At 40.9% G+C, this 25,191-nt stretch carries 18 protein-coding genes; 13 read left to right on the forward strand and 5 right to left on the reverse strand.

Going from position 1 to position 25,191, the window contains the following annotated elements:
• Positions 1-172 precede the first annotated feature (172 nt).
• From RIL182_RS06410 to RIL182_RS06425, 4 genes are read left to right on the forward strand one after another with little or no spacing between them, the layout of a single operon-like run.
• Positions 173-418: a helix-turn-helix domain-containing protein gene (locus RIL182_RS06410; protein WP_006858123.1), complete on the forward strand. Its 246-nt coding sequence runs from the start codon at positions 173-175 to the stop codon at positions 416-418.
• On the forward strand, positions 402-3,677 hold the full coding sequence (gene hsdR, locus RIL182_RS06415; RefSeq protein WP_006858122.1) for a type I restriction-modification system endonuclease: 3,276 nt from the start codon (positions 402-404) through the stop codon (positions 3,675-3,677). Before RIL182_RS06410 ends, hsdR begins: the two co-directional genes overlap by 17 nt.
• Complete coding sequence (locus tag RIL182_RS06420; protein WP_006858121.1) at positions 3,674-5,107, forward strand: class I SAM-dependent DNA methyltransferase; 1,434 nt, start codon at positions 3,674-3,676, stop codon at positions 5,105-5,107. Before hsdR ends, RIL182_RS06420 begins: the two co-directional genes overlap by 4 nt.
• The gene (locus RIL182_RS06425; protein ID WP_134523171.1) at positions 5,107-6,603 is read left to right on the forward strand and encodes a restriction endonuclease subunit S; all 1,497 of its coding nucleotides are present in this window, start codon (positions 5,107-5,109) and stop codon (positions 6,601-6,603) included. Before RIL182_RS06420 ends, RIL182_RS06425 begins: the two co-directional genes overlap by 1 nt.
• A gap of 43 nt (positions 6,604-6,646) precedes the next feature.
• Here the strand turns inward: RIL182_RS06425 and RIL182_RS06430 are convergent, their stop codons facing one another.
• Entirely contained in the window at positions 6,647-7,456 is an 810-nt protein-coding gene (locus RIL182_RS06430; protein ID WP_006858117.1) for a tyrosine-type recombinase/integrase, read from the reverse strand.
• A gap of 42 nt (positions 7,457-7,498) precedes the next feature.
• On the opposite strand from RIL182_RS06430, the gene RIL182_RS06435 reads away from it, so the two are divergent.
• Positions 7,499-8,092: a restriction endonuclease subunit S gene (locus RIL182_RS06435; protein ID WP_006858118.1), complete on the forward strand. Its 594-nt coding sequence runs from the start codon at positions 7,499-7,501 to the stop codon at positions 8,090-8,092.
• On the opposite strand, the gene RIL182_RS06440 is transcribed toward RIL182_RS06435, so the two are convergent.
• Complete coding sequence (locus RIL182_RS06440) at positions 8,077-9,486, reverse strand: restriction endonuclease subunit S (protein ID WP_172606704.1); 1,410 nt, start codon at positions 9,484-9,486, stop codon at positions 8,077-8,079. The two genes, RIL182_RS06435 and RIL182_RS06440, sit on opposite strands and share 16 nt — an antisense overlap.
• 104 nt (positions 9,487-9,590) lie before the next feature.
• Entirely contained in the window at positions 9,591-10,529 is a 939-nt protein-coding gene (locus tag RIL182_RS06445) for an Abi family protein (RefSeq protein ID WP_044999347.1), read from the reverse strand.
• Positions 10,530-10,986: 457 nt separating this feature from the next.
• On the opposite strand from RIL182_RS06445, the gene RIL182_RS06450 reads away from it, so the two are divergent.
• The 3 genes from RIL182_RS06450 (at position 10,987) to RIL182_RS06460 (ending at position 15,449) form a co-directional block, all read left to right on the forward strand.
• Positions 10,987-12,321, forward strand: coding sequence for a C40 family peptidase (locus RIL182_RS06450; RefSeq protein WP_006858158.1), 1,335 nt, complete (start codon positions 10,987-10,989; stop codon positions 12,319-12,321).
• 314 nt (positions 12,322-12,635) lie between these two features.
• Complete coding sequence (locus RIL182_RS06455; RefSeq protein ID WP_006858113.1) at positions 12,636-12,863, forward strand: HPr family phosphocarrier protein; 228 nt, start codon at positions 12,636-12,638, stop codon at positions 12,861-12,863.
• Positions 12,864-12,893: 30 nt separating this feature from the next.
• Positions 12,894-15,449 carry an ATP-dependent DNA helicase gene (locus RIL182_RS06460; RefSeq protein ID WP_006858112.1) on the forward strand — a complete coding sequence of 852 codons (2,556 nt, stop codon included), beginning with the start codon at positions 12,894-12,896 and terminating at the stop codon, positions 15,447-15,449.
• A 7-nt stretch (positions 15,450-15,456) separates the two neighbouring features.
• On the opposite strand, the gene RIL182_RS06465 is transcribed toward RIL182_RS06460, so the two are convergent.
• A complete protein-coding gene (locus tag RIL182_RS06465; protein WP_006858111.1) occupies positions 15,457-16,341 on the reverse strand; it encodes a LysR family transcriptional regulator in 885 nt (294 codons plus the stop codon).
• A gap of 351 nt (positions 16,342-16,692) precedes the next feature.
• On the opposite strand from RIL182_RS06465, the gene RIL182_RS06470 reads away from it, so the two are divergent.
• The 5 genes from RIL182_RS06470 (at position 16,693) to RIL182_RS06490 (ending at position 24,225) form a co-directional block, all read left to right on the forward strand.
• On the forward strand, positions 16,693-20,496 hold the full coding sequence (locus RIL182_RS06470; RefSeq protein ID WP_044999345.1) for a phosphoribosylformylglycinamidine synthase: 3,804 nt from the start codon (positions 16,693-16,695) through the stop codon (positions 20,494-20,496).
• A 143-nt stretch (positions 20,497-20,639) separates the two neighbouring features.
• Positions 20,640-21,041, forward strand: a complete 402-nt coding sequence (locus tag RIL182_RS21615; RefSeq protein WP_006858110.1) for a PD-(D/E)XK nuclease domain-containing protein — start codon at positions 20,640-20,642, stop codon at positions 21,039-21,041.
• A 98-nt stretch (positions 21,042-21,139) separates the two neighbouring features.
• A complete protein-coding gene (locus tag RIL182_RS06480; protein WP_242655600.1) occupies positions 21,140-21,715 on the forward strand; it encodes a bacteriocin transport accessory protein in 576 nt (191 codons plus the stop codon).
• Positions 21,716-23,116: an MBOAT family O-acyltransferase gene (locus RIL182_RS06485; RefSeq protein ID WP_006858109.1), complete on the forward strand. Its 1,401-nt coding sequence runs from the start codon at positions 21,716-21,718 to the stop codon at positions 23,114-23,116. It begins immediately after the preceding gene.
• 8 nt (positions 23,117-23,124) lie between these two features.
• A complete protein-coding gene (locus RIL182_RS06490; RefSeq protein WP_006858108.1) occupies positions 23,125-24,225 on the forward strand; it encodes a DHHW family protein in 1,101 nt (366 codons plus the stop codon).
• 109 nt (positions 24,226-24,334) lie between these two features.
• On the opposite strand, the gene RIL182_RS06495 is transcribed toward RIL182_RS06490, so the two are convergent.
• Positions 24,335-25,138 carry a histidinol-phosphatase HisJ family protein gene (locus RIL182_RS06495; protein ID WP_006858107.1) on the reverse strand — a complete coding sequence of 268 codons (804 nt, stop codon included), beginning with the start codon at positions 25,136-25,138 and terminating at the stop codon, positions 24,335-24,337.
• Positions 25,139-25,191 lie beyond the last annotated feature (53 nt).

Here is a 25,191-nt window from a genome sequence, read left to right on the forward strand (position 1 = left end):
GCACTTTGAGATTTTTTTAGATTCAACCAGAGCGACAGAAAAAGGTAACGAAAGGTGATGCAATATAGTGCTTGAAAAACTCAAGCTGAGATTGAAAAAGTATCAGTATACATGATATAATACTGTATTATGAGAAGTTGAGTGAATACTATGGTGGAAGGAGTATATTATATTGACAGTTAGTTATGATAAGCTATGGAAGCTGTTAATTGATAAAAAAATTAGTAAGACTCAATTAGTCCATAAGAGTGGAATAAGTACAAATGCTATGGCTAAAATGGGAAAAAACCAAGTTGTCAGATTGGAAGTGTTAATTAGGATATGTAATATTCTTCATTGTCAGATAGATGATATTATTGATTATTCTATGAATGTAGATACAGAACGAGGAGGTGACTCTTATGAAATCAAATTTTGACTTTTTGCAATCAGAGTTTCCGGTTTTATCCACATTTGGTTGTCTGGCTGAAAAGTATTGTTTTTCGGATCCTAATTCATGCCTTATGAAATTGGGAATGATAGGGGAGAGCATTGTTAATCTAATGTTTACTTATGACAGAATTCAATTGCCCTATGATAATACAGCAGTTACAAGAATAGATAATCTTCAAAGAGAAGGTTTGTTGACAAGGGATTTAACTGATATTTTACATGCTCTTAGAAAAGCCAGAAATAAAGCTGTGCATGAGAATTATGAGTCTGTATCAGAATGTAAAATCCTGCTTGAAATGGCATATAGTCTTTGTGAATGGTTTATGCAGACTTATGGGGATTGGAATTATCAGCACCATGATTTTGTTATGCCTAAATTAGAACATAAGAAAGTATCGGTTACACAGGAAGAAAAAGCTGCAGAAGAAAAACAAGTAGAAGAACTTACAAAACAGGCAGAACAAAAAGCAAGTATGGCTGATGCTATCTCCAAATCAGAGCGTCAGAAGCGGGCTGGTAAAATGGCAAGTCAGCGACCAAAATCAGAAGCTGAAACGAGATATATTATTGATGAGCAATTGCGTCAAGTAGGTTGGGAAGCAGATACAGAAAATCTGCGTTATTCTAAAGGAACTCGTCCGGCAAAAGGACATAATATGGCTATCGCTGAATGGCCAACAAATTCTACATTAGGACAGAGCGGACGTGTAGACTATGCGTTATTTGTTGATACTAAGTTGATAGGTGTTATTGAGGCAAAAGCAATACATAAGGATATTCCGTCTGTTATTGATTATCAGGGAAAAGAATATCCACGTAATATTCGTAAGGAAGATTCAAAGTATAAGATTGGAGAATGGGGTGAATATAAAGTACCATTTACTTTTGCAACCAACGGAAGACCATATTTAAAACAGCTTGAGACAAAGTCAGGAATCTGGTTTTTAGATTTGAGAAATCCTGTGAATAATCCGACAGCTCTTCATGGCTGGATGAGTCCTATGGGAATGATAGAATTGTTGGAGAAAAATCCTCAAGAGGGTAATTCCGCATTGAAAGCATTACCATATGATTTTCTTACAGATCCTAATGGATTAAATTTGCGTGAATATCAGTTAAATGCTATTAAAGCGGCAGAACAGTCAGTTATTGAAGGAAAAAAGAATATTCTTTTGGCTATGGCGACTGGAACAGGAAAAACACGTACTGTATTAGGTATGATTTATCGTTTTTTAAAGACGAACCGATTCAAGCGTATCTTATTTCTTGTTGATCGTACTTCTCTTGGAGAACAGGCTGCAGATGTATTCAAAGAAGTTAAATTGGAAGACTTAATGACACTTGATGAGATTTACAATATCAAGGGATTTGAAGAAAAAAATATTGATAAAGAAACCAGAATCCAGGTTGCTACTGTGCAGAGTATGGTTAAGCGTATTTTATATAATGACGGAGAAATTATGCCGGCTGTTACAGACTATGATCTGGTTATCATTGACGAAGCACACCGCGGATATATTCTTGACAAGGAAATGGGCGACACGGAGATTTTGTATCGTGACCAGAGAGATTATCAAAGTAAATATCGAAGCGTAATTGAATATTTCGATGCGGTGAAGATTGCACTTACAGCAACACCTGCACTTCAGACGACAGAGATCTTTGGACAGCCTGTGTTTAAATATACATATCGGGAAGCTGTCATTGAGGGATATTTAGTAGATCATGATGCTCCGCATCATCTGGAAACAAAACTCAGCACTGGTGGAATTCACTACAAATCAGGTGATACAGTTATGATCTATGACCCTGTGACAGGTGAAATTACAAATAGTGAATTGTTGGTTGATGAATTAGACTTTGATGTTGAACAGTTTAATCGTCAGGTTATTACTGAGAATTTTAATAAGACAGTTTTAAGTGAGATTGCTCGAGATATTGACCCTGAGAATCCGGAAGAACAGGGTAAAACTTTAATATATGCGGTTGATGATCAACATGCAGATATGATTGTATCAATTTTAAGAGATATTTATTCAAAATATGGAGTTTCTAATGAGGCTATTATGAAGATAACAGGCAGTGTTGGCGGTGGAAACCCTAAGAAGGTTCAGGAAGCTATCAAATGCTTCAAGAACGAGAATTATCCAAGCATTGCAGTAACAGTAGATTTGTTGACTACAGGAATTGATGTGCCGGAAATTACAACATTAGTGTTTATGCGCCGTGTGAAATCGCGTATTTTATTTGAACAGATGTTAGGACGTGCTACCAGACTCTGTCCGAAAATTCATAAGACACATTTTGAAATATATGATCCTGTGGGTGTATATGATTCTTTGAATGATGTGAATACTATGAAACCAGTAGTGGTAAATCCTACAACAAGCTTTACTCAGCTATTAGATGGTCTGTCTGAAATTAATGATGATAAACAGACAGAACAGCAGATTACTCAGATAATTGCTAAACTGCAGAGAAAAAAACGAAATATGTCGCCTAAAATGATGGATTATTTCATTAGCATGACTGATGGAAAAGACCCATCGCAGCTTATTATGGAAATTGAAAAGTCAGATGTGCAGGAAGCTAAGAAGCTTCTGTTTAAATATCGTGATGTATTTAAAATGATGCAAGAGACAAAGGCAAATGGTTCTCGTCCTGTTGTAGTTTCTGATGCAGAGGATGAATTGACAGAACATTCCCGTGGATATGGAAATGCAGAAAAACCAGAGGATTATCTGAATGCGTTCTCACGCTATATTCAGAGTAATCAAAATAAAATTGCGGCATTAAATATTATCTGTACCAGACCAAAGGATTTGACAAGAAAAGATTTGAAGGATCTGAGATTAACACTTGATAGAGAAGGCTTTACTACACAGCAGTTGAATACTGCAATTTACGAATTGACTAATGAAGAGATAATGGCAGATATTATAAGTTTGATTCGACGTTATGCAATTGGTTCAACGCTGATTAGTCATGAAGCACGTATTCACAGAGCGGTTGAGAAACTTAGAAAAAAACATAATTTTTCAAAGCAGGAACAGAGCTGGATATCTCGCATTGAAAAATATCTGCTTGGGGAATCTATAATGAACGTCAAAGTATTTGATGAAGATAGCAGGTATGCAAGCTATGGAGGGTTTAATAAGATAAATAAAGTATTTCAAAATAATCTGGAAAGCATTGTGCTTGAATTAAATGAATATTTGTATGATGACGGAGGAAATGTTGCATGACAACACAAGAAATTGTATCAAAATTATGGAATTTATGTAATGTGCTAAGGGATGATGGCATCACATATCATCAGTATGTTACAGAGTTAACATATATTTTGTTTTTGAAAATGGCGAAGGAAACCGGAACAGAAGAACAGATTCCAGAGAAATATCATTGGGATAAATTGAAGGCTAAAAGCGGAGTAGAATTGAAAAAATTTTACAATGAGCTGTTATCAGAACTTGGGGATAATGGTACAGGCAGAATTCGTGAAATATATCAGGGGGCAGCAACAAATATTGATGAGCCTAAGAATCTTGAGAAAATTATAGCCACGATAGACAGTCTTGATTGGTATTCTGCAAGAGAAGAAGGTCTTGGAAATCTATATGAGGGATTACTTGAGAAAAATGCTAATGAAAAGAAATCTGGTGCAGGTCAGTATTTTACTCCACGTGTTTTGATTGATGTGATGACAAAACTTATGAAACCGCAAGTAGGTGAGAGATGTAATGATCCTGCCTGTGGAACTTTTGGTTTTATGATTGCTGCTCATCAGTATGTTGCCGAACGTACGGATAATTTTTTTGATATTGCAGATGCAGATTTAGCAAAATTTGAGAAAGAGGAAGCATTTACAGGCTGTGAGCTTGTTCATGATACACACCGCTTGGCATTAATGAATGCTATGCTCCATGATATTGCAGCACCTATTACATTAGGTGATACACTTTCAAATATTGGAAAATCAATGCATGATTATGACCTAGTTCTGACGAATCCACCTTTCGGCACTAAGAAGGGCGGAGAGCGTGCAACGCGTGATGATTTTACCTATCCTACCAGTAACAAGCAGCTGAATTTTTTACAGCATATCTATCGAAGCTTGAAAAATAATGGAAAAGCAAGAGCTGCTGTTGTATTGCCAGATAATGTGTTATTTGCAGATGGTGATGGCGAAAAAATAAGATTGGATTTATTAGATAAATGTAATCTGCATACAATTCTGCGTCTGCCTACAGGAATATTTTATGCACAGGGCGTTAAGACGAATGTATTTTTCTTTACTCGTGGAAAAACAGATAAGGGAAATACAAAAGAGGTCTGGATTTATGATCTTAGAAATGATATGCCGTCATTTGGAAAAACTAATCCTTTAAAGCCGGAGCACTTTGATGATTTTATAGCATGTTATGCAGATGGAGATTTGAGCAAGCGAAAAGAAACATATAGTGAAGAAAATCCAAATGGAAGATGGCGTAAGTTCTCAATTCAGGATATCCTTGCAAGAGATAAGACAAGTTTGGATATCACATGGATGAAGACAGAATCTGATACAGATAATTATACACTTGCAGAATTACTGGATCAGATCAAAGAAAAATCTCAGAATATTGCCAAAGCAGTTTCAGAATTAGAACAACTGATTGGAGAAGTGGAGGAGTAATGGATACAAAAGCATTAAGGCAAAAAATACTTGATCTGGCTATCCGTGGTAAACTTGTTCCACAGGATCCAAATGATGAACCGGCAGAGGTATTATTGAAACGAATCAGAGAGCAGAAGCAGCAGATGCTCAAGGAAGGTAAGCTCAAAAAAAAGGATATTAAAAATGATACAATTATCTTTAAAGGTGAGGATAATTTGCATTATGAGAAGTTCCAGGATGGAACAGTGAAATGCATTGAGGATGAGATACCATTTGAAGTGCCGGAGGGGTGGTGTTGGTGTAGGCTTCCTGTTATTACAACAGACATTTTCGCTGGCGGAGACAAACCTGATGTTTATGAAACATGTTTAACTGAAAGTTGTAAAATCCCAATCTATTCTAATGGAATGGAAAATGAAGGGTTATATGGATACACTAACAAACCAAGAGTGACGGAACCAAGTATTACAATCTCTGCGAGAGGTACAATTGGCTTTTGTTGTGTAAGAGAAACCCCTTTTGTTCCAATTGTAAGGCTTATTACAATTACTCCATCTAAGGAAATTAATTTATATTATTTAAAAACAGTATTTGAATCATTAATTGAAACAGGAGAAGGTTCTAGCATTCCTCAATTAACAGTCCCTGGAATAAAGCCTAAATTAATTCCTATTCCACCTGTTAATGAACAAATCAGACTTCAAAATAAACTAAATCAGATATTAAATTACATAGTAAACATTTCTTTTGAAAAAGATGAATTACAAAATCTTTTACAAATTGTAAAGTCTAAAATTCTGAACCTGGCAATCAGAGGAAAACTTGTACCTCAAAATCCAAATGATGAACCTGCTTCTGTTCTACTTAATCGAATACATGACGAAAAAGAAGAACTGATAAAGCAAGGTAATATCAAGCGTGATAAGAAAGAATCTGTCATCTTTAAAGGTGATGATAACTCTTATTATGGAATTTCTCTACCTACTGGTTGGAGTTGGACTATTTTGAAGGATATCTCTTTTTCAATTAGTGATGGCTCACACAATCCACCATCAAACAAAGAATTCGGCGTACCACTACTGAGTGCTGCTAATGTAAATAACAATTCCATTCTAATCAATAATGCATCACGATGGATAACCAATGAAGAATGGGAGATTGAAAATCAACGTACAGATATTGAAATTGGTGATGTGTTACTCACCATTGTAGGCAGCATCGGTCGTAGTGCCGTCGTTGAAACTAATGAGCATTTTGCATTACAAAGAAGTGTTGCCGTAATTAAGCCATGTTTGATAAGTCCTTTTTATTTGATGCGTATATTTCAAGCACCACAAATTCAAAAATGGATTAATGACAACAGCAAAGGAACAGCACAAAAAGGAATATACCTAAATGCACTATCCATAATGACTGTTCCTATTCCTCCATTAGACGAACAACTTCGAATTGTTAAACAAATATCAATTTTCTTTGAACAACTTGATCTTATTTCGAGTTCTTTACTTTGCTAATCAGTCGCCTTCATCCGAAGGCGGCTGAGGGCGGCTTAACTTTTTACCAAGTCACAATTTTATCAACTAGTTCCTGTTGTTCACTGGCAGTACGACGAAGATAAATACGAGTTGTCTCAATGCTTTCATGCCCCATTAAGTCAGCAAGCAATGCAATGTCATTATACTTTTCAAGAAAGTTTTTTGCGTATCTATGTCGGAATGAATGAGGGTAAACCACCTTTTTATCAAGTCCATATTTCTCGGCATAGTTTTTCAGTTGTTGTGAAATACCTCGTGTGGTAATTCTGTCGCCATATCTGTTTAGAAACAAGTAGCCGGAGGAACGATGTGTTTTCTCCAGCCATTCAAGAGTTTCTTTCTTTAACTTTTTGGGTATATATAATCGTCGCAATTTTCCACCTTTGGTGTATAGGTCAAAATAGCCAATTTCAATATGTTCAATCTTTATTTGAATGAGTTCGCTCACTCTTGCTCCTGTAGCTGCTAAATACCAAACTACAAAATACCATTCAATATTTTCATCCTTTTTGAGCTGTTTTTTAAGGAAATTGTAATCTGCATTGCTGATAACATTTTCTAAAAAGTTCTTTTGCTGCACCTTTACGGTCTTTAGCTGTAATTGCTGTTCTTCTAAATACTCCAAATATTTGTTTATCGCCTGTATACGCAGATTTACCGTTTTAGGCTTAAAGAATTCCATCAAATAACCTTTGTAGGCAAGCAGATTATCTTTACTTACTGAGTCGTAATTCTCAGTGAAATAATTCGCTGTCCACAGATACGATGTAATCGTATTATCTGATAAATTCTCCTTTCTCAAGTATTCTTCAAATGTTAGTTTCGTCTTCATAAAAAGACACCTCCGATATAATATTTTTGCGTAATAACCGCTATGATATTATATCAAAGATGTCTACACTCCTCTTATTATGAGAAGGTAGAAAGCAAAGTACACTGTATTAATGAAGAAATTCCATTTGATCTTCCAGAAGGATGGAATTTTATACGCTTAAAGTGTGCATGGGAGCTTGTATCCGGCAGAGATTTATCTCCGTCGGATTATAATAGTGACAATACCGGGATTCCTTATATCACAGGTGCAAGTAATTTTGAAAATGGACACGTTAGCTTGGTTCGTTTTACCGCTGTACCACAAGTACTTACATATAAGGGAGATTTACTTTTGACCTGTAAAGGAACTATTGGTGAAATTGCTCTTAATAACTTTGGAGAAGCACACATTGCACGTCAAATCATGGCTATACGTAACATTTATAATCTGAATGTAGAATTTTTGTCATTATGTATAGAACATGCCATGTCAGAAATCAAACAAGCTGCAAAGGGGCTGATTCCAGGAATATCTCGTGAAGACATTCTCAATTTGATTATTCCTATTCCGCCTGAAAAACATCAAAAAGAGATCGTACGAAATGTTCATGATTATTTAGAAAAACTCAATACCATTTCTCACACACTCAATTGAGATTCAATTACAGATAATTGCTCGAATGCAGTGCTTATTGCTATGCTAATACGCTTTTGTTCTGATAGTGATGGGAGTGCTATGAGCATTGCTCTCAGTGTAAGTGGCTTTAATTCTTTCTGATTAGTAGAACCTTCACCCATTTTCTCAAGATTACTTTGATGAGCTTTCATAAATGCATAAAGGAAAAAAGGGTGGATACAACTCCCGCCTCGGATAACTGTAACGTGAGAATCAGGTACTATCGAAAGTTTTTTATTATCATCATATGCCATATATAATCCAACACGTCCTAATGTTCCTGTTCCTGTTGAGTTGATTACCACATCGCCATTTTGCATATATTCATCAGCTGGATAACGCTTTAAGGTATCTTCATCAAGGTATTGTGCCAAACTAATATCAATGCCATTGTTCTTTGTATTGCACTTTTGGGCAAATACCAGAACATTACTTTTTTCTATATATTTAGGTGATTTACCTCGTCGGATTTCTTTAGCACAACAATTTTCTAAACGCATCCATGTCCAAGTGTCTGGTATATCATATAGTATTTCTTCGTCAATACATGACACTTCATTATCGACCTTCTCATAATAAGAGTTATCATCACCTTTAAAGATGACAGATTCTTTCTTATCACGCTTGATTTTGCCTTGCAGTATCAGTTTTTCTTTCTCTGCACGAATACGCTCCAATAGTACAGAAGCTGGCTCCCCGTTTGGGGCTTGTGGCACAAGTTTGCCACGAATGGCAAGGTCGAGGATTTTGCTTTTAGCCGTAATAATATTTTTTTGTAAATCTGTTTTTTCTTGCTCAATCACTTCTATGATTTTTAAAGATTTGTCAATATTATTACCAATCCTATCTTGCTCTTGAGTTGGTGGAATTGGAACAAACACATTAAGTATATTTGCCACTGATAATCCAGGTTGTGCTGCTCCAGTTGCATACTTATTAAGCCGCAGAGCCTCTAAAATATAATTGCTCCATTTAAAATCAATTCCAACAAACAGGGTTGTAACTACTGCATGTTCTGTGGCATAGAACTTTCCAGTTGCAACATTAATGTTTCCACACAAAGCACCTTGTCTACCGACAATACTGAAAGTTCCATCTTGATTATATTCATCTACATATCCCCTGATTCCATTGCCCCCGAAGCAAGGATAACTTCCCTCAAAATATTCTGATTTTATTTGATCAGCTGGTTTGGATTTTCCGGCTAACATCATACAAATATCTCTTAATCTACACCAACACCACCCCTCCGGCACTTCAAATGGTATCTCATCCTCAATGCATTTCACTGTTCCATCCTGGAACTTCTCATAATGCAAATTATTGATATGAGTAATAAGATATTGCCACTGAAAATAAAAAGTGGAGTCCATGCATGGAACTCCACCGACTATGTGCCTCGCAAGCAACATAGCACAACCATATGTACATAACATCACAGAATAGGGATGTCAATGAACTCTTGGTAGATATTTAACTATATTTTTCTGTATCGGCTAATTTTATCCCAGTTAGCAGGAAACCCCATATGATCAAGCAATTGTTGTTCTGTAAGATGAGGACACTGCTTAAGTACAGATTTTATAAGCTTTGAAAGAGCAGCCTTAAATTGTTTGAATTCATCATTACTTATCAGATAGCGTAAAGCTATGACTACTGCGAATAAATCCTGCTTGCCATAAACATAATGATTATGGACTCTTTGTATTTGTAGTTTCTGGTGTAGCAGAGTATCAGGAATTGTCTCATTGATTTTAAATGAAAACAGGCGCTCTCCATGTGCACACACATTACGGCATTTACCAACAATATTGATAAACTGATGCAGCTGCTTCTCTGAAATATGCTGGAAGTTTTTACTGATTTTGGCTCTGATATCAGTAGTTGCATATTGATACATTTTGGAGATTTGTCCAAATGTCAAGGCATTGGTTGCAACCCATAATGGCACATTGTGATATGTATTGGCAGAATGCTCAATATAAGCATATTTGCTGGGTAATGAAATCGCTTTTTGTAATGAGTGAGTCAGGCGGATCAGGTCATGGTGGTTTTTTCGGGTATGATTGTAATTATTTATATCAAGATACATAGATTGCTGTTCTCCATATTTTTCACAGAAGTGATAGGAAAACATGGATTTTATATGGCGTTCTACATGAAGAATATATTTCAAAAATATGGTACGCAGTTCTTCATCAAAGTAATAGAAAGCAACTAATTCCTCAAAAGTAACACCATGAATATATTTATTTGATGGGGCATGTTTGAAAAGAGATTTGTATCCGCCTATTAGAGAGTAGTAGCTGAGTTCTTCCAGTTTTTTAGTGGCATATTCATGATCAGGAATAGCAAGCTGTTTATCATATTCAAGAGTATGTAGCTGCTGCTCATAGGTGAGAAAGTTTTTTGCCATATAGTATTTCCTTTCTGAAACAGGCATAAAAAAAGTGGAGTCCACGCATGGAACTCCACCGGCTACGGGCATCACAAGTTTCCGTAGCACAACCACTACGAATAATATACCATTGGTATCCTGTGATGTCAAACAGTATTTTTGGTAGTGGCATTAATAGTTTATGCGTTTCTGTGTGTAATATTCTTACTTTGTTCGGATTTGGCGTTCAGCCATTTTTCTTTATATTCCAGTGCTTTTTCAGGCTTGTGCCATCTGGCATACAGCATAATATTTGAAAAAAACACAGCATTATCATAACAAAACATAGTCTGACATCCGCACTCTTACCCATCGCCCCGCCAACAAACTGGAAATATCTACTTGTAGAATCGCACATCATCCTCTGTTACAATGCAGATACGTCAAAATGAAACAAGTATGTAATATTTACTTAACAAAAAGTAAATATCTGTAAATGGAGGATTTCTACATAATGAAAAAAAGAAACAAGATCGTAGCATTTTTACTGGCAGGAGTGATTGCAGCAGGACATGGCAGCGTGGTGTATGCGGCAGGGTATGGAAGTGTGGTGTATGAAGATGTGGCATGGGATCTGTGTGCGCTGAATGAAGAACGCATGAAACTGGAAGTACAGGAAAAAAATACAGACAATGATGCTGCTGGGAATGACCAAGCAGACATCGAAGAACGTGAATCACCGCAGAGTACATCTGAATATGCTGATATCGGTATTGCATCCGTGTTAAATTATGTGAATTTACGCGCGGAACCTTCCGTGGAAAGTGAGGCACTCGGAAAGCTGTACAATAACAGTGCGGCAACGGTGTTGGAAACAGTTTTGGATGAGGCAGGAGAGGAATGGTATCTGGTCAGTTCAGGTTCGGTGGAAAACGCTTATGTGAAAGCGGAATATGTAAAGGTCGGGGATGAGGATCTGGCGCGGGGTGTCAGCACACGATATGCGACGGTAACGACTACGACGTTGTTTGTGCGTACCGAACCGGGAACTGAGGCATCCGTGCTTACCATGCTGCCGGAGGGCGAGGATGTGGTCATCTATGATGCGCTGGATGAGTACGGGTGGTACCGTGTGTCGACGGAGGAAGGCTTAGGATATGTTTCGGGAGATTATGTGACGGTCCGGACGGAGTTTCGCGTGGCAGAGTCGAAGGAGGAAGAGAAAGAGAGATTAGAGCGAGAGGAGGCGGAGCGCCAGGCGGCAGCAGCCGCGGCGGAAGCGGCAAGAAAAGCACGCGAAGAGGAAGAGAGAAAGGCAGCGGAAGCAGCGAGAAAGACACAGGAAGAAGCGGCAAAAGCAATGGCACGGCAGCAGACACAAAATGCGCAACAGGCGCAACAAAAAAATGACAAAGTACAGGGAAGCAGTCAGGGGCAAAGCAGCAGTTCATTCGGCAGTAATACAACAGCGAAACCGCAAACAGTTTCCAATGGACAGGCAGTCGTGAACTATGCAGCTCAGTTTGTGGGAAATCCCTATGTTTATGGTGGCAGCAGCCTGACAAACGGAGCGGACTGTTCCGGATTTGTGATGAGCGTATATCAGGCGTTTGGAATCAGTCTGCCCCATTCTTCAAGTGCACTGCGCAGTGTTGGATATGGTGTCAGCTTAGACGCGATACAGCCTGGAGATATCGTATGTTACAGCGGACATGTGGGAATTTATGCAGGAAATAATACGCTGCTTCATGCAAGTTCTCCAAGTACCGGCATCAAGTACACGTCGCCTGTCACCTACCGCGAAATTCTGGCAATAAGAAGGATTTTCTAATGATCTATGGGAAAATATGGATGCGCAACCGATTGAAAAAAATTGTGAAGAATTTAAAAATAAAGGTAAAAAAAAGGGTAAATCATGTATTTTTGCACAAGTATAAATATGCATTTTTTACAAGAGAGAAAAATACATGTTAAAAATTTGTCATACCGTGTCGAAATAAAATCCAATATTGTCATTTTGCTGATAAATCAAGGAATATCAGGGATTTTTCATAAATTGACAAATGAAAAAAAATGTGCAATAATCAGCAAACTGATAAGAAAAAATAATGTTTTTTGTTTTCGATGTAGGAAGGAATGAGTCGAATGATTGAAAGAAAAATCAAATTATCTGACACAGAGGAAGTAAAGGATTTTGTGAATGCTGCCGGAAAATGTGATTTTGAAATTGATGTATGTTACAGCAGAGCAGTCATTGATGCAAAATCTTTGCTTGGAATGCTTTATTTAGGTGTTTGCAAGGAACTTACGATCAAGTATGGCGAAAAGGATGCACGTTTTGAACAGGTTGTTGGAAAATATGCAATAGCCTGAAGCAGAGATGCTGCCCATAGATCATGATTTATGGGACGATGTATAACAGAAGATAAAGGGATAGATGAAAAGACTGATTTATATATCTGGAAAGGTATGTGGAATCAGTCTTTTTTGTGCTATAATCCATATATGAGCAAAAAGATTGAAAAGAACGAAAAAGGTGTCATAAAAATATCGGTCCGTGATCTGGTCGAATTTATCCTGCGGGAGGGCGATATCGACAACCGCCATGGACGCGGTGCTTCTGCGGAGGCGATGCTTGCCGGGGGAAGAATCCACAGAAAGATCCAGAAGCGGATGGGCAGCAATTACCATGCGGAGGTTCCACTGAAAATTGCAATCGAGGAAGACGAGTACCAGCTTGTGATCGAGGGACGTGCGGACGGGATTCTGATCGAGAGCGCGGAGGAAGAGATCACATTTGCGGATAATTTTAATCACATGACGATGCCAGAAGACTGCAAAGTCACGATCGACGAGATTAAGGGCATGTACATGAAACTTGATCTGTTAGACGATGCGGTCGGTGTACACCGTGCACAGGCGATGTGTTATGCCTATATCTATGCCCTGCAGCATGATCTTGCCACTATTTCAGTGCAGATGACGTACTGTAATTTAGATACCGAGGATATCCGGTATTTTCATTATGATTACACGTTTGAGGAACTTGCGATCTGGTTTGAGAAGCTGATCACCGAGTACAAAAAATGGGCTGATTTTCAGTTCGCATGGAAAAAACTGCGTCAGGCATCCATCAAACCGCTGCAGTTTCCATTTTCCTACCGGGAAGGGCAGAAGGAATTAGCAGCCGGTGTGTACCGCACGATCAGCAGAAAGAAGAATCTTTTTATCCAGGCGCCGACCGGAGCAGGAAAGACAATATCGACCGTGTTTCCGGCGGTCAAGGCGGTTGGGGAGGATTTAGCGGACAAGATCTTTTATCTGACGGCAAAGACGATCACAGGGACGGTGGCGCGGGAAGCATTTGAACTTCTGCGTAAAAACGGATATCAGGCAAAAGTGCTTACAATCACGGCAAAAGAAAAGCTGTGCCTGTGTGAGGAGATGGAGTGCAATCCTGTCAACTGTCCATACGCAAAAGGGCACTACGACAGGGTCAACGATGCAGTTTTTTCGTTGCTGCAAAAGGAAGATATGATCACGAGAGAGGTGATCTTAGAACAGGCGAAGGAATACAATGTCTGTCCGTTTGAAATGTGTCTGGATACGGCGACATGGGTGGATGATATCATCTGTGATTACAATTATGTATTTGACCCGAATGTCTATCTGAAACGTTTTTTTGCGGATGGTACCACAGGAGATTACATTTTTCTGGTGGATGAGGCGCACAATCTGGTCGAGCGGAGCCGGGAGATGTACAGTGCCATTATATATAAGGAAGATTTTCTTTTGGCAAAGAAGATTTTAAAGAAATATGGTCAGGCAAAACTGATGCGGGAACTGGAAAAATGTAACCGCGTACTGCTCTCCTATAAGCGTGAGTGTGAGAAATATGTGATCTATGAATCAATTGGAAATTTTGCGTTTGAGTTAATGAACGTGGCGTCGGATCTCGATGAATTTTTACAGAAAGCACCGGAGTTCACGGAGCGGAAAGATTTAAGTGAGTTTTATCTGAATCTGCGCAATTTTTTGAATATTTATGAACTGCTGGATGACCACTATGTCGTTTATGCGGAACACGAGCAGGATGGACGCTTTAAACTCAAATTATACTGTGTGGATCCGTCGAAAAACCTGCAGGAGCGTATCAACAAAGGGAATGCAACTATTTTCTTTTCCGCGACGCTGCTTCCGGTGGGCTATTATAAGAGCCTGCTCTCGACTGAAACGGATAATTATGCAGTTTACGCAAAGACGGCATTCCGGGAAGAACAGAAATTGCTGCTGCTCGGAAATGATGTGAGCAGCAAGTATACCAGACGAAGTGCAGGGGAGTTTGAGCGGATCGCTTCCTATGTAAAAAAGACGACAGATGCAAAAAAAGGAAATTATATGGTGTTTTTTCCATCCTACAAAATGATGGAGCAGGTCTGCGATGTCTTTCTGGAAAAATGCCAGTCAGATCCATCCTGTGAAACGGAAACGTTGATTCAGCAGCCTGGGATGAAAGAAGAAGAAAGAGAGTCTTTTTTACAGGCATTTTCGGAAGAATTATCGGGAGAGCGGAAAGGATCGCTGGCTGCATTTTGTGTGATGGGCGGTATTTTCGGGGAAGGGATCGACCTGAAAAATGAACAGCTGATCGGTGCGATTGTCGTCGGCACGGGACTGCCGCAGATCAGCAATGAGCGGGAGATCCTGATGGGATATTTTGAAAAACGGCTTGGTGTCGGATTTGATTATGCCTACCGGTATCCGGGAATGAACAAGGTGTTACAGGCGGCAGGAAGAGTGATACGGACGGTGGAGGATGTCGGAGTCATAGAACTTTTAGATGAGCGTTTCCTGCAGAGTGAATACCGTGCGCTGTTCCCAAGAGAATGGGAAAGGCAGACGGTATGCAGGATAGATACGGTGGAAAAGTATTTAGAAGAATTCTGGAACCGTTCTTAAGTCTGTGTCAGATCGTAGGCAGCAGTTTTAAGAATTCCTCGGTGGACTGTGAAACCGGGAGCGTCGGGTTGATGGCTGCGACCATCTGTCTCGATGGCAGTTTTTCCTTTGTTTTTACGATAAACAGATCTTTGGATTCCCGGCTTAAACAGTAATCCGGTATAAATGCGATACCAAGACCGATGCGCGCAAGGTCGATCAGAAGGTCGTTACTGCTAAGTTCGATCTGCGGGATCAGCTCAAGCTGATGCTGTAAAAACAGGTTGTGCAGGAACTGGCTCGTCGTACTTTTGCGGTCGAGCATGAGGATTGGGTACTGTTTCAGTTCCTCAAACGGGATCTCCTGCTGTTTCAGGTTAAAATATGCCGGGTTTGCAATGAATACGTCGGTAAAATTGCAGACGGTCTTCTGAATGTAGGAGTGATTCAGGTTCGAGTTCGGAAAGTTGGTCACGATCAGATCGACTTTTCCCTGATCGAGGAGAACCACGCAGCTAAGGGATGTCGCGTTCGTCACCTTGATCGGCACGTTCGGGAACTTTTTGTGGAACTGTTTTAAATAAGGTACTAAAAAGTAACGGCAGATGGTGTCGCTTGCACCGATGTGAAGCTGACCGAGTCCGAGACTGCCGGAGTCTAAAAGCTGGCTTTCACCGCGCTGAATCAGGTTCATTGCCGGTTCGATGTGTTTTAATAATACTTTTCCGGCAGGAGTGAGCTGTACTTTTTTCGTGCTGCGGATGAAAAGCGGCTGGTCTAACTTTTTCTCAAGCGTTTTGATCGACTGGCTGACCGCGGACTGGGAAATAAAAAGCTGCTTGCTTGCCTCGGAAAAACTTAAGGATGTTGCCACATAATAAAACACTTTATATAATTCGTAATTGATATCCATGAAGTCCTCTTTCTGCGGGCTGGCCGCATATCATTTGAATGAAGAATGTTAATAAAAATAACTATCATGATTATAAGACGTGCTTATAAATCTGTCAATAAAGACTGATAATGGGGATGCGTGAAAGAATTTTCCAATGAAAGAAAATGATTCAGGAGTAAAAATAAGAACATGTCTGCAACAAAGCAGATATAATTCATGACAATAAAATGCTCGCAGAGTGTGCATTCTATTATTTATAGAAATATTAATAAAATTAATAAATAAGATTAAATATATTAATTATGCTTATTTTATAACCTATGTTATACTTTGAAAAGACAAATGGAAACTGAGAATGGAGGTTACCACATGAGCAGTGTAAAACGTGTATATGTTGAGAAGAAACCGGAATATGCAGTCCGGGCAAAAGAATTGCAGTCTGAAATCAGAAGTTATCTTGGAATCAGTGGTGTGACGAAGGTGCGCGAGCTGATCCGTTATGATATTGAAAATATTTCCGGGGAAACTTATAAAAAAGCCTTAGTAACCGTTTTTTCCGAACCGCCGGTAGACGATATTTATGAGGAAGAGTTTGATTTAAACGGAGCAAGAACATTTTCCGTAGAGTTCTTACCGGGACAGTTTGACCAGAGAGCAGATTCCGCAGAACAGTGCGTGAAATTATTAAACGAAGAGGAAGAGCCGATCATCCGCACCGCAGTGACTTATGCGATCGAGGGAACAATCAGTGACGAAGAGTTTGCAGCGATCAAAAAACACTGCATCAACCCGGTCGATTCCAGAGAGACAGGCTTAGAGAAACCTGAGACTTTAGTGCAGAGTTTCCCGGAGCCGGAGGATGTTAAGATCTTTGACGGTTTTCGTGATACGCCGGAGGCTAAATTAAAAGAGTTATACGATTCATTGAATCTTGCGATGACATTCAAAGACTTTTTACATATCCAGAATTATTTTAAGAACGATGAAAAACGCGATCCGTCCATGACGGAGATCCGTGTGTTAGATACCTACTGGTCTGATCACTGCCGTCATACCACATTTTCCACAGAGCTTAAGAACGTAGCATTTGACGATGGCTATTACTGCGCGCCGATGAAAGAGACTTATGAGGATTACTTAAATACCCACAAGAACCTGTATGCAGGACGCAGTGATAAGTTTGTATGTCTGATGGATCTTGCCCTGATGGCAATGAAACGTCTGAAAAAAGAAGGAAAGTTACAGGATCAGGAAGAGTCCGATGAGATCAATGCATGTTCCATCGTTGTTCCGGTAGAAGTAGACGGAAAGACAGAGGAGTGGCTGGTTAATTTCAAAAATGAAACACACAACCATCCGACCGAGATCGAGCCGTTTGGTGGTGCCGCTACCTGTCTTGGCGGTGCGATCCGTGACCCGTTGTCAGGACGTACCTATGTTTACCAGGCAATGCGTGTGACCGGTGCCGCAGATCCGACGGTTCCTGTTTCCGAGACGATCTCCGGAAAACTTCCACAGAAAAAACTGGTGAGAGAAGCTGCACACGGATACAGCTCTTACGGTAACCAGATCGGTCTTGCAACCGGATACGTCAAAGAAGTTTACCATCCAAACTATGTGGCAAAACGTATGGAGATCGGTGCGGTCATGGGTGCTGCTCCAAGACGTGCCGTACAGAGACTGACCTCTGATCCGGGTGACATCATCATTTTACTTGGAGGAAGAACCGGACGTGACGGTATCGGTGGTGCCACAGGTTCTTCAAAAGCGCACAACACAGAGTCCACAGCAGTCTGCGGTGCCGAGGTACAGAAAGGTAACCCGCCGACAGAACGCAAGATCCAGCGCCTGTTCCGCCGTGAGGAAGTTGCCCATATCATCAAAAAATGCAACGATTTCGGTGCGGGCGGTGTGTCTGTAGCAATCGGTGAGCTTGCAGACGGACTTCGCGTACAGCTTGACAAAGTGCCGAAGAAATATGCCGGATTAGACGGAACAGAACTTGCAATCTCAGAATCCCAGGAGCGTATGGCAGTTGTGGTATCTCCTTCGGATGTCAAGACCTTCTTAGGCTACGCAGCGGAGGAAAACTTAGAGGCAGTGGAAGTTGCCGTTGTAACGGAGGAGCCGAGACTTGTTTTAGAGTGGAGAGGCAAAGAGATCGTAAATATCTCCCGTGCCTTCTTAGACACCAACGGTGCGCATCAGGAGACCAACGTTGCAGTGGATATGCCGGTACCGGAGGATAATTACTTAAATAAGATCTCTACACCAAAAGTTGCAGATGCGGTTGCGAAAAACGATATGAAGGCAGCATGGCTTGCAGAGCTGGCTGATTTGAATGTCTGCTCCCAGAAAGGTCTTGTGGAGATGTTTGACGGTTCCATCGGTGCAGGAAGTGTTTACATGCCATTCGGTGGAAAATATCAGCTCACAGAAACACAGTCCATGGTGGCAAAACTTCCGGTTGCACATGGAAAATGTGATACCGTAACCATGATGGCATATGGTTTTGATCCGTATTTAGCAAGCTGGAGTCCGTACCACGGTGCGATCTATGCGGTATTAGAGTCCTTATCAAGAATCGTGACCGCAGGTGGTGATTATAAAAAGATCCGTTTTACATTCCAGGAATACTTCCGCAGAATGAACGAGGATCCGAAGCGCTGGAGCCAGCCATTTGCAGCACTTCTCGGAGCTTACAATGCACAGATCGGTTTTGGACTTCCATCTATCGGTGGAAAAGATTCCATGTCAGGAACGTTTAATGATATTGATGTACCGCCGACACTGGTTTCCTTTGCAGTGGATGTGGCAAAAGAGCAGGATATCATCACACCGGAGTTAAAGGCAGCAGGAAATGAACTGTTATACTTTACAATCGACAAAGACGAATATGACGTGCCGGTTTACGCACAGGTCATGAAACTTTATGATGCGGTTCATGTATTGATCCAGAAAGGTGCGATCGTTTCCGCATATGCGCTTGACGGAAAAGGTCTTGCAGCAGCACTTGCAAAGATGGCATTCGGTAACAAACTTGGCGTGACAGTAGATACCGATGTGACAACTGATACACTGTTTGCTCCGGGCTTTGGTAATATCGTGGCAGAAGTTCCGGCAGGCAAGACTGCAGAAGTTTACGAGGCACTGCAGAATGCAGGTTTATCTGCAAACGTAAAGAGAGCAGGTGCTGTCAATGAGGAAGCAGCATTTATCTGTGGCGATATGAAACTTGCGATCGATGAGGCATTGAACGCATGGACAGGCACATTGGAGAAAGTATTCCCGACTCGTGCAACCGAAGATAAAGAGGAAGTAAAGACAGATCTTTATCATGCAGATTCTGTTTATGTATGCAAACATAAAGTGGCAAGACCGACCGTATTTATTCCGGTATTCCCGGGAACCAACTGCGAGTACGACAGTGCAAAAGCGTTTGAGCGCGCAGGTGCGGATACGATCGTAAAAGTATTTAAAAACTTAAATGCTGAGGACATCCGTGAGTCCGTAGATGAATTTACCAAGGCAATCGATCAGGCACAGATCATCATGTTCCCGGGTGGATTCTCCGCCGGTGATGAGCCGGAAGGATCTGCAAAATTCTTTGCAACCGCATTCCGCAACGCAAAGATGACAGAGGCAGTTATGAAACTGTTAAATGAGAGAGACGGTTTAGCCCTTGGTATCTGTAACGGATTCCAGGCACTGATCAAATTAGGACTGGTACCTTACGGCGAGATCCGCCCGCAGGCAGCAGATTCCCCGACACTGACCTACAACACGATCGGACGCCATATCAGCAAGATGGTATACACAAAAGTTGTCACCGACAAGTCCCCGTGGTTAGCACAGGCGGAACTTGGAAAAGTTTACTGCAACCCGGCATCCCACGGAGAGGGACGCTTTGTTGCACCGAAAGAATGGCTTGATAAACTGTTTGCAAACGGTCAGGTTGCAACACAGTACGTCAATGAGGCAGGTGTTCCGACCATGGACGAAGAGTGGAACGTCAATGGTTCCTACTGTTCCATCGAGGGTATCACAAGCCCGGATGGACGTGTGCTCGGTAAGATGGCTCATTCCGAGAGACGTGACAGAAGCGTGGCAATGAACATTTACGGAGAACAGGATCTGAAGATCTTTGAGTCCGGTGTGGCTTATTTTAAATAAGAGACAATATTAAAAGGGAAGAGATATTTATTCTCCTTGGACAATTTTAAAAGATCTCACAGAAAGGAAAATCAAAAAATCCTTTCTGTGAGTTTTTTTATAAAATAAATCTTAAAAAAATATATTGTTATTCCGATTTCAAAGTGTGGGGAACCCAACCGACGTTTAGTTATTTTGATGTCGGAAGGGAAGACACTGGAAATCAGGAACCGGAAAGATTTTATCATGGATTTGTGCTTGGACTAATAGCAGACCAGACAGATATCTATGAAATCAGGTCAAACCGGGAAAGCGGCTTTGGCAGATATGATGTCATGATGGTTCCGAAAGAGCGGGAAAAAACAAAAATACCAGCAATTATATTGGAGTTTAAGGTAAAAAATAATAAAAAAGAGCAGACACTTGAAGAAAACAGTACAGTCATCACTAGTGCAGATCAAAGAAAAAAATATGATGCCGAACTGTTGGCACGGGGAATACCAAAAGAGAAGATCAGACATTATGGATTTGCATTTGAAGGAAAAAATGTGTTGATCGGATCGTGAGAAGATATTAAAGAAAATGGAATATTCTCTTTCCACCCGGTATAAAACATGATACGATGAGAAAAATAAAACCAAACAAAACAAAAATGGAGGCGAACATGAAAAAATTTATAATACTATTGCTTTCAATTTTTCTTGCAATGTCACTTGCTGCCTGTGGAAATAAAACAGACAGCAGGGATTCATCAGGAAAGACAGAGATCAAAGATGCCAAAGAGCTTCTTACCACAGTCTGGAACAGCTACGAAGAAGACGAGAAATTCGCCATCGCAGGCGGAGATATGACGGAAGAAAATATGACAGAGGATGCGCCGGGGACATTTGGGATCACGGATGCGGATGAATTAGACCGCATGCTTGGCTTTCCGGCGGCGGATGCGGAAAAGATCGATAATGCGGCTTCCATCATGCACATGATGAATGCGAACACATTTACCTGCGGTGCCTATCATCTGAAAAATGCAGATGATGTAAAGAGCGTAGCGGCAGACCTCAAGGAAAATGTGATGGGCAGACAGTGGATGTGTGGATTTCCGGACAAGCTGGTTGTAATTTCGTTGGATGATTATCTGGTATCTGTTTTTGGAAATGAAGAACTGGTAAACACGTTTAAAGACAAACTCACGCAGACTTATGAAAACGCGAAAGTCATCAGTGAGGACGGGATCGTATAAATGTTATTTTCAAGTATCACGTTTTTGATTTATTTTCTTCCGTGTATGGTGCTGGTTTATTTTCTGGCTCCGGGGCGGATGAAAAATACAGTGCTTCTTTTGGGGAGTCTGATCTTTTATGGATGGGGAGAACCGAAATACCTGCCGGTGATGGCAGCAGTCATCTTAGCTGGTTATCTGTCTGCCCGTCTGATCGGTACATGTCAGAATAAACGGCAGTCAAAAATTCTTTTGGCTGCCGCTGTTTTATTGGAAATTTTTCCGCTCATCTATTGCAAATATGCCGATTTTTTCATACAGAATCTCAATGTGCTGACAGGGCAGAAAATTCCACTGCTTAGCATTGCAATGCCGCTTGGCATCAGTTTTTATACATTTCAGGTCATCAGCTATACGGTAGATGTATACCGGGGAGATGTCCCGGCACAGAAAAATCTGCTCACGTTTGCTGCTTATGTTGCAATGTTTCCGCAGCTCGTTGCGGGGCCGATCGTGCGCTATTCGGATATCAGAAGTCAGCTTGAAAACCGTATGCACAGCGTGGAAAAGTGTGCATATGGAATTCGAAGATTTGTGACCGGGCTGTCAAAAAAGATACTGATTGCAAATGTACTCGGGGAGCTGATCGGACAGTTTCAGGCTTCCGAGGAAAAATCGGTTTTATTTTTCTGGATGTATGCGGTAGCGTTTATGCTTCAGATTTACTTTGATTTTTCCGGGTACAGCGATATGGCGGTCGGACTGGGAGCTGTTTTTGGATTTGATTTTCCGGAAAACTTCCGCTATCCTTATTGTTCTGCGAGCATTACCGAATTCTGGCGCAGATGGCATATTTCACTTGGCGCATGGTTCCGGGATTATCTTTACATCCCGCTGGGCGGCAGTCATGTAAAACCTGTGCGGTGGATCTTTAATATTTTTCTTGTGTGGATGGCAACCGGATTCTGGCATGGGGCGGCATGGAATTTTATCCTGTGGGGACTAATGTATGCGGTGCTTTTACTGATTGAAAAAGCATGGCTGTTGCCTTATTTAAAAAAACATAAGATCGTCGGACACCTGCATGTGCTGTTTTTTGTGCTGATCGGGTTTGTACTTTTTGATGCATCCTCCGTGGCGGATTTTTGGGATTGCATCGTATCTATGTTTGGCGGGGGACAGATAAAACCGGTTACGACAGAGAGTCTGTATTATCTGAAAAGTTATGCAGGGATCATCCTGACTGCGGTGATCGGGGCGACGCCGCTTCCTGTGAGATTATATGGAAGATTGCAGAAAAAGAAAGGCTTAAAGCAGACACTTGACATTGCAGAAATTCTCCTGCTGGTAATGTTACTGCTTCTTTGTGTGGCATTTCTGGTAGATGGTTCATTCAATCCGTTTTTATATTTCAGATTTTGAGGGCAATTATGGGAACAAAGCGAAAAGACAGGATCACTGTTGGAGTGACGGCACTGATCCTGTTTGGATTCTTAACAGGAAATATTGCGAAAAGTGATGATACGGTTTCTGTCTCAGAGCGCAGAAAACTTGCACAGTTTCCGAAAATAAATGTGGAAAACATGAAAGATGGTACTTTTATGAGTGGATTTGAGTCGTATGCAAAAGACCAGTTTCCGTTACGGGAGCAGTTTCGTGCATTAAAGACAGCGTTTTCCATGTATGTGCTGGGGCAGAGAGACCAGCATGGACTTTATATCAAAGATGGCTATATTGCCAAAATGGAATATCCGCTTCATGCGGATTCACTGCAGTATGCCGTCACGCGTTTTGGGGAAGTCTATGATCGTTACCTTTCGGATACAGACACAGATATCTATCTGGCGATCGTGCCGGATAAAAGTTATTTTCTGGCAGATGAAAATGGTTATCCGTCCATGGATTATGATATGCTGACGGCGCAGATGAGAGATGGGACGAAATATGCACAGTATATTGACATATTTGGGGATCTTGAACTTTCGGACTATTACCGCACAGATGCACACTGGCGGCAGGAACAGATCACGGATGTGGCACGGCACCTCGCTGGGGCAATGGGGGTAAATCCGGCGACAGAATACGAAACAAAAGAACTGGAAAATCCATTTTACGGTGTCTATTATGGACAGCTCGCACTTCATGGACAGCCTGATACACTGTATTATCTGGATAATGACGTGCTTGAAAACTGTATCGTGTATGATTATGAAAACCGTGCGGAAAATAAGATTTACGACATGGAAAAAACAACGGGGAATGATATGTATGAGATTTTTCTGGGAGGATCGAAATCCCTGATATCGATTGAAAATCCGAATGCGAAAACAGACCGGGAACTGGTCATGTTCCGGGATTCCTTTGGAAGCAGCATCGCCCCACTCCTGGCAGAAGATTATGCGAAGATCACACTGGTGGATATCCGGTATCTGCCCGTGGAGCGGATTGGAAACTATATTGATTTTAAAGATCAGGATGTGCTGTTTTTATATAGTACGTCGGTGTTAAATCACAGTGAGACGTTAAAATGACAGGAGGCTGGGGCGCAAATAGTGCATTCACAATATATCGGCTGGTGCAATTTGCCAATTAATAAACTTGAGTGCACTATTTGCCCCGGCATCCTAACAGCAGTTCCGGTCAGGGAATCGGGATAAATTCCGGTTTCCTGTTCTTAAATACCGTATAATGCGTAAAGCCGGCTTCTTTTAAGATAGAAGGAACTTTTTCAAAATCAAATGCGACATGCTCCGGCTGATGTGCGTCCGCACCGATCGTGATGATCTCCCCGCCGAGTTCATGATAGCGCTTAATGATGTCCTCTGTCGGGTTCGGATGACCGAGTCCGTATTTGAAACCGCCGGTGTTGATCTCAATCCCTTTGCCTTTGATAATAAGAGCCTTTAAGATTTCGTCGATGATGTCGGCATATTTCTGATAGGAATAACTGGCATTTTTATTTGGACCGTATCTTACCACGTAGTCGATGTGACCATAGACGTCAAAACCATCGAAAACTGCGATATTTTCCAGAATGGATTCAAAATATTCCTGATAGCCTTCCTCCTCCGTGTGGTTTTCCCAATAAGCCGGATAATAAGGATCAACGCCGTGCATGACGTGTGAGGAACCGATCACAAAATCAAACGGGTATTGTGACAGGATGTCAGCATGTATGCAGGCAAGATGCGGCTGTAACCCAAGTTCAATGCCGAGTCGAACCGGAAGAACTTCCTTATATTTCTCCTGCATTGCATCCACGGAAGAAACATAATTCGGCAGATCCAGCAAAAATGTCTCCGGTTCGTCCGGATAGTCAATGTCAAGATGGTCTGTAAAACAGATTCCTTTTAAATTTTTTTGTCTTGCAGCAGCGATCATGTCTTCCTGCGGTGTGTGGCTGTCGCCGGAAAACTGGCTGTGCATATGCGTATCCCATAACATATTAAATCCTCTTTCCTGTGCCGGGCTGGCACATAATGTGAAATCTTATTTGC

Origin of the sequence: Roseburia intestinalis L1-82 (assembly GCF_900537995.1) — a bacterium.
Classification (GTDB): domain Bacteria; phylum Bacillota; class Clostridia; order Lachnospirales; family Lachnospiraceae; genus Roseburia; species Roseburia intestinalis.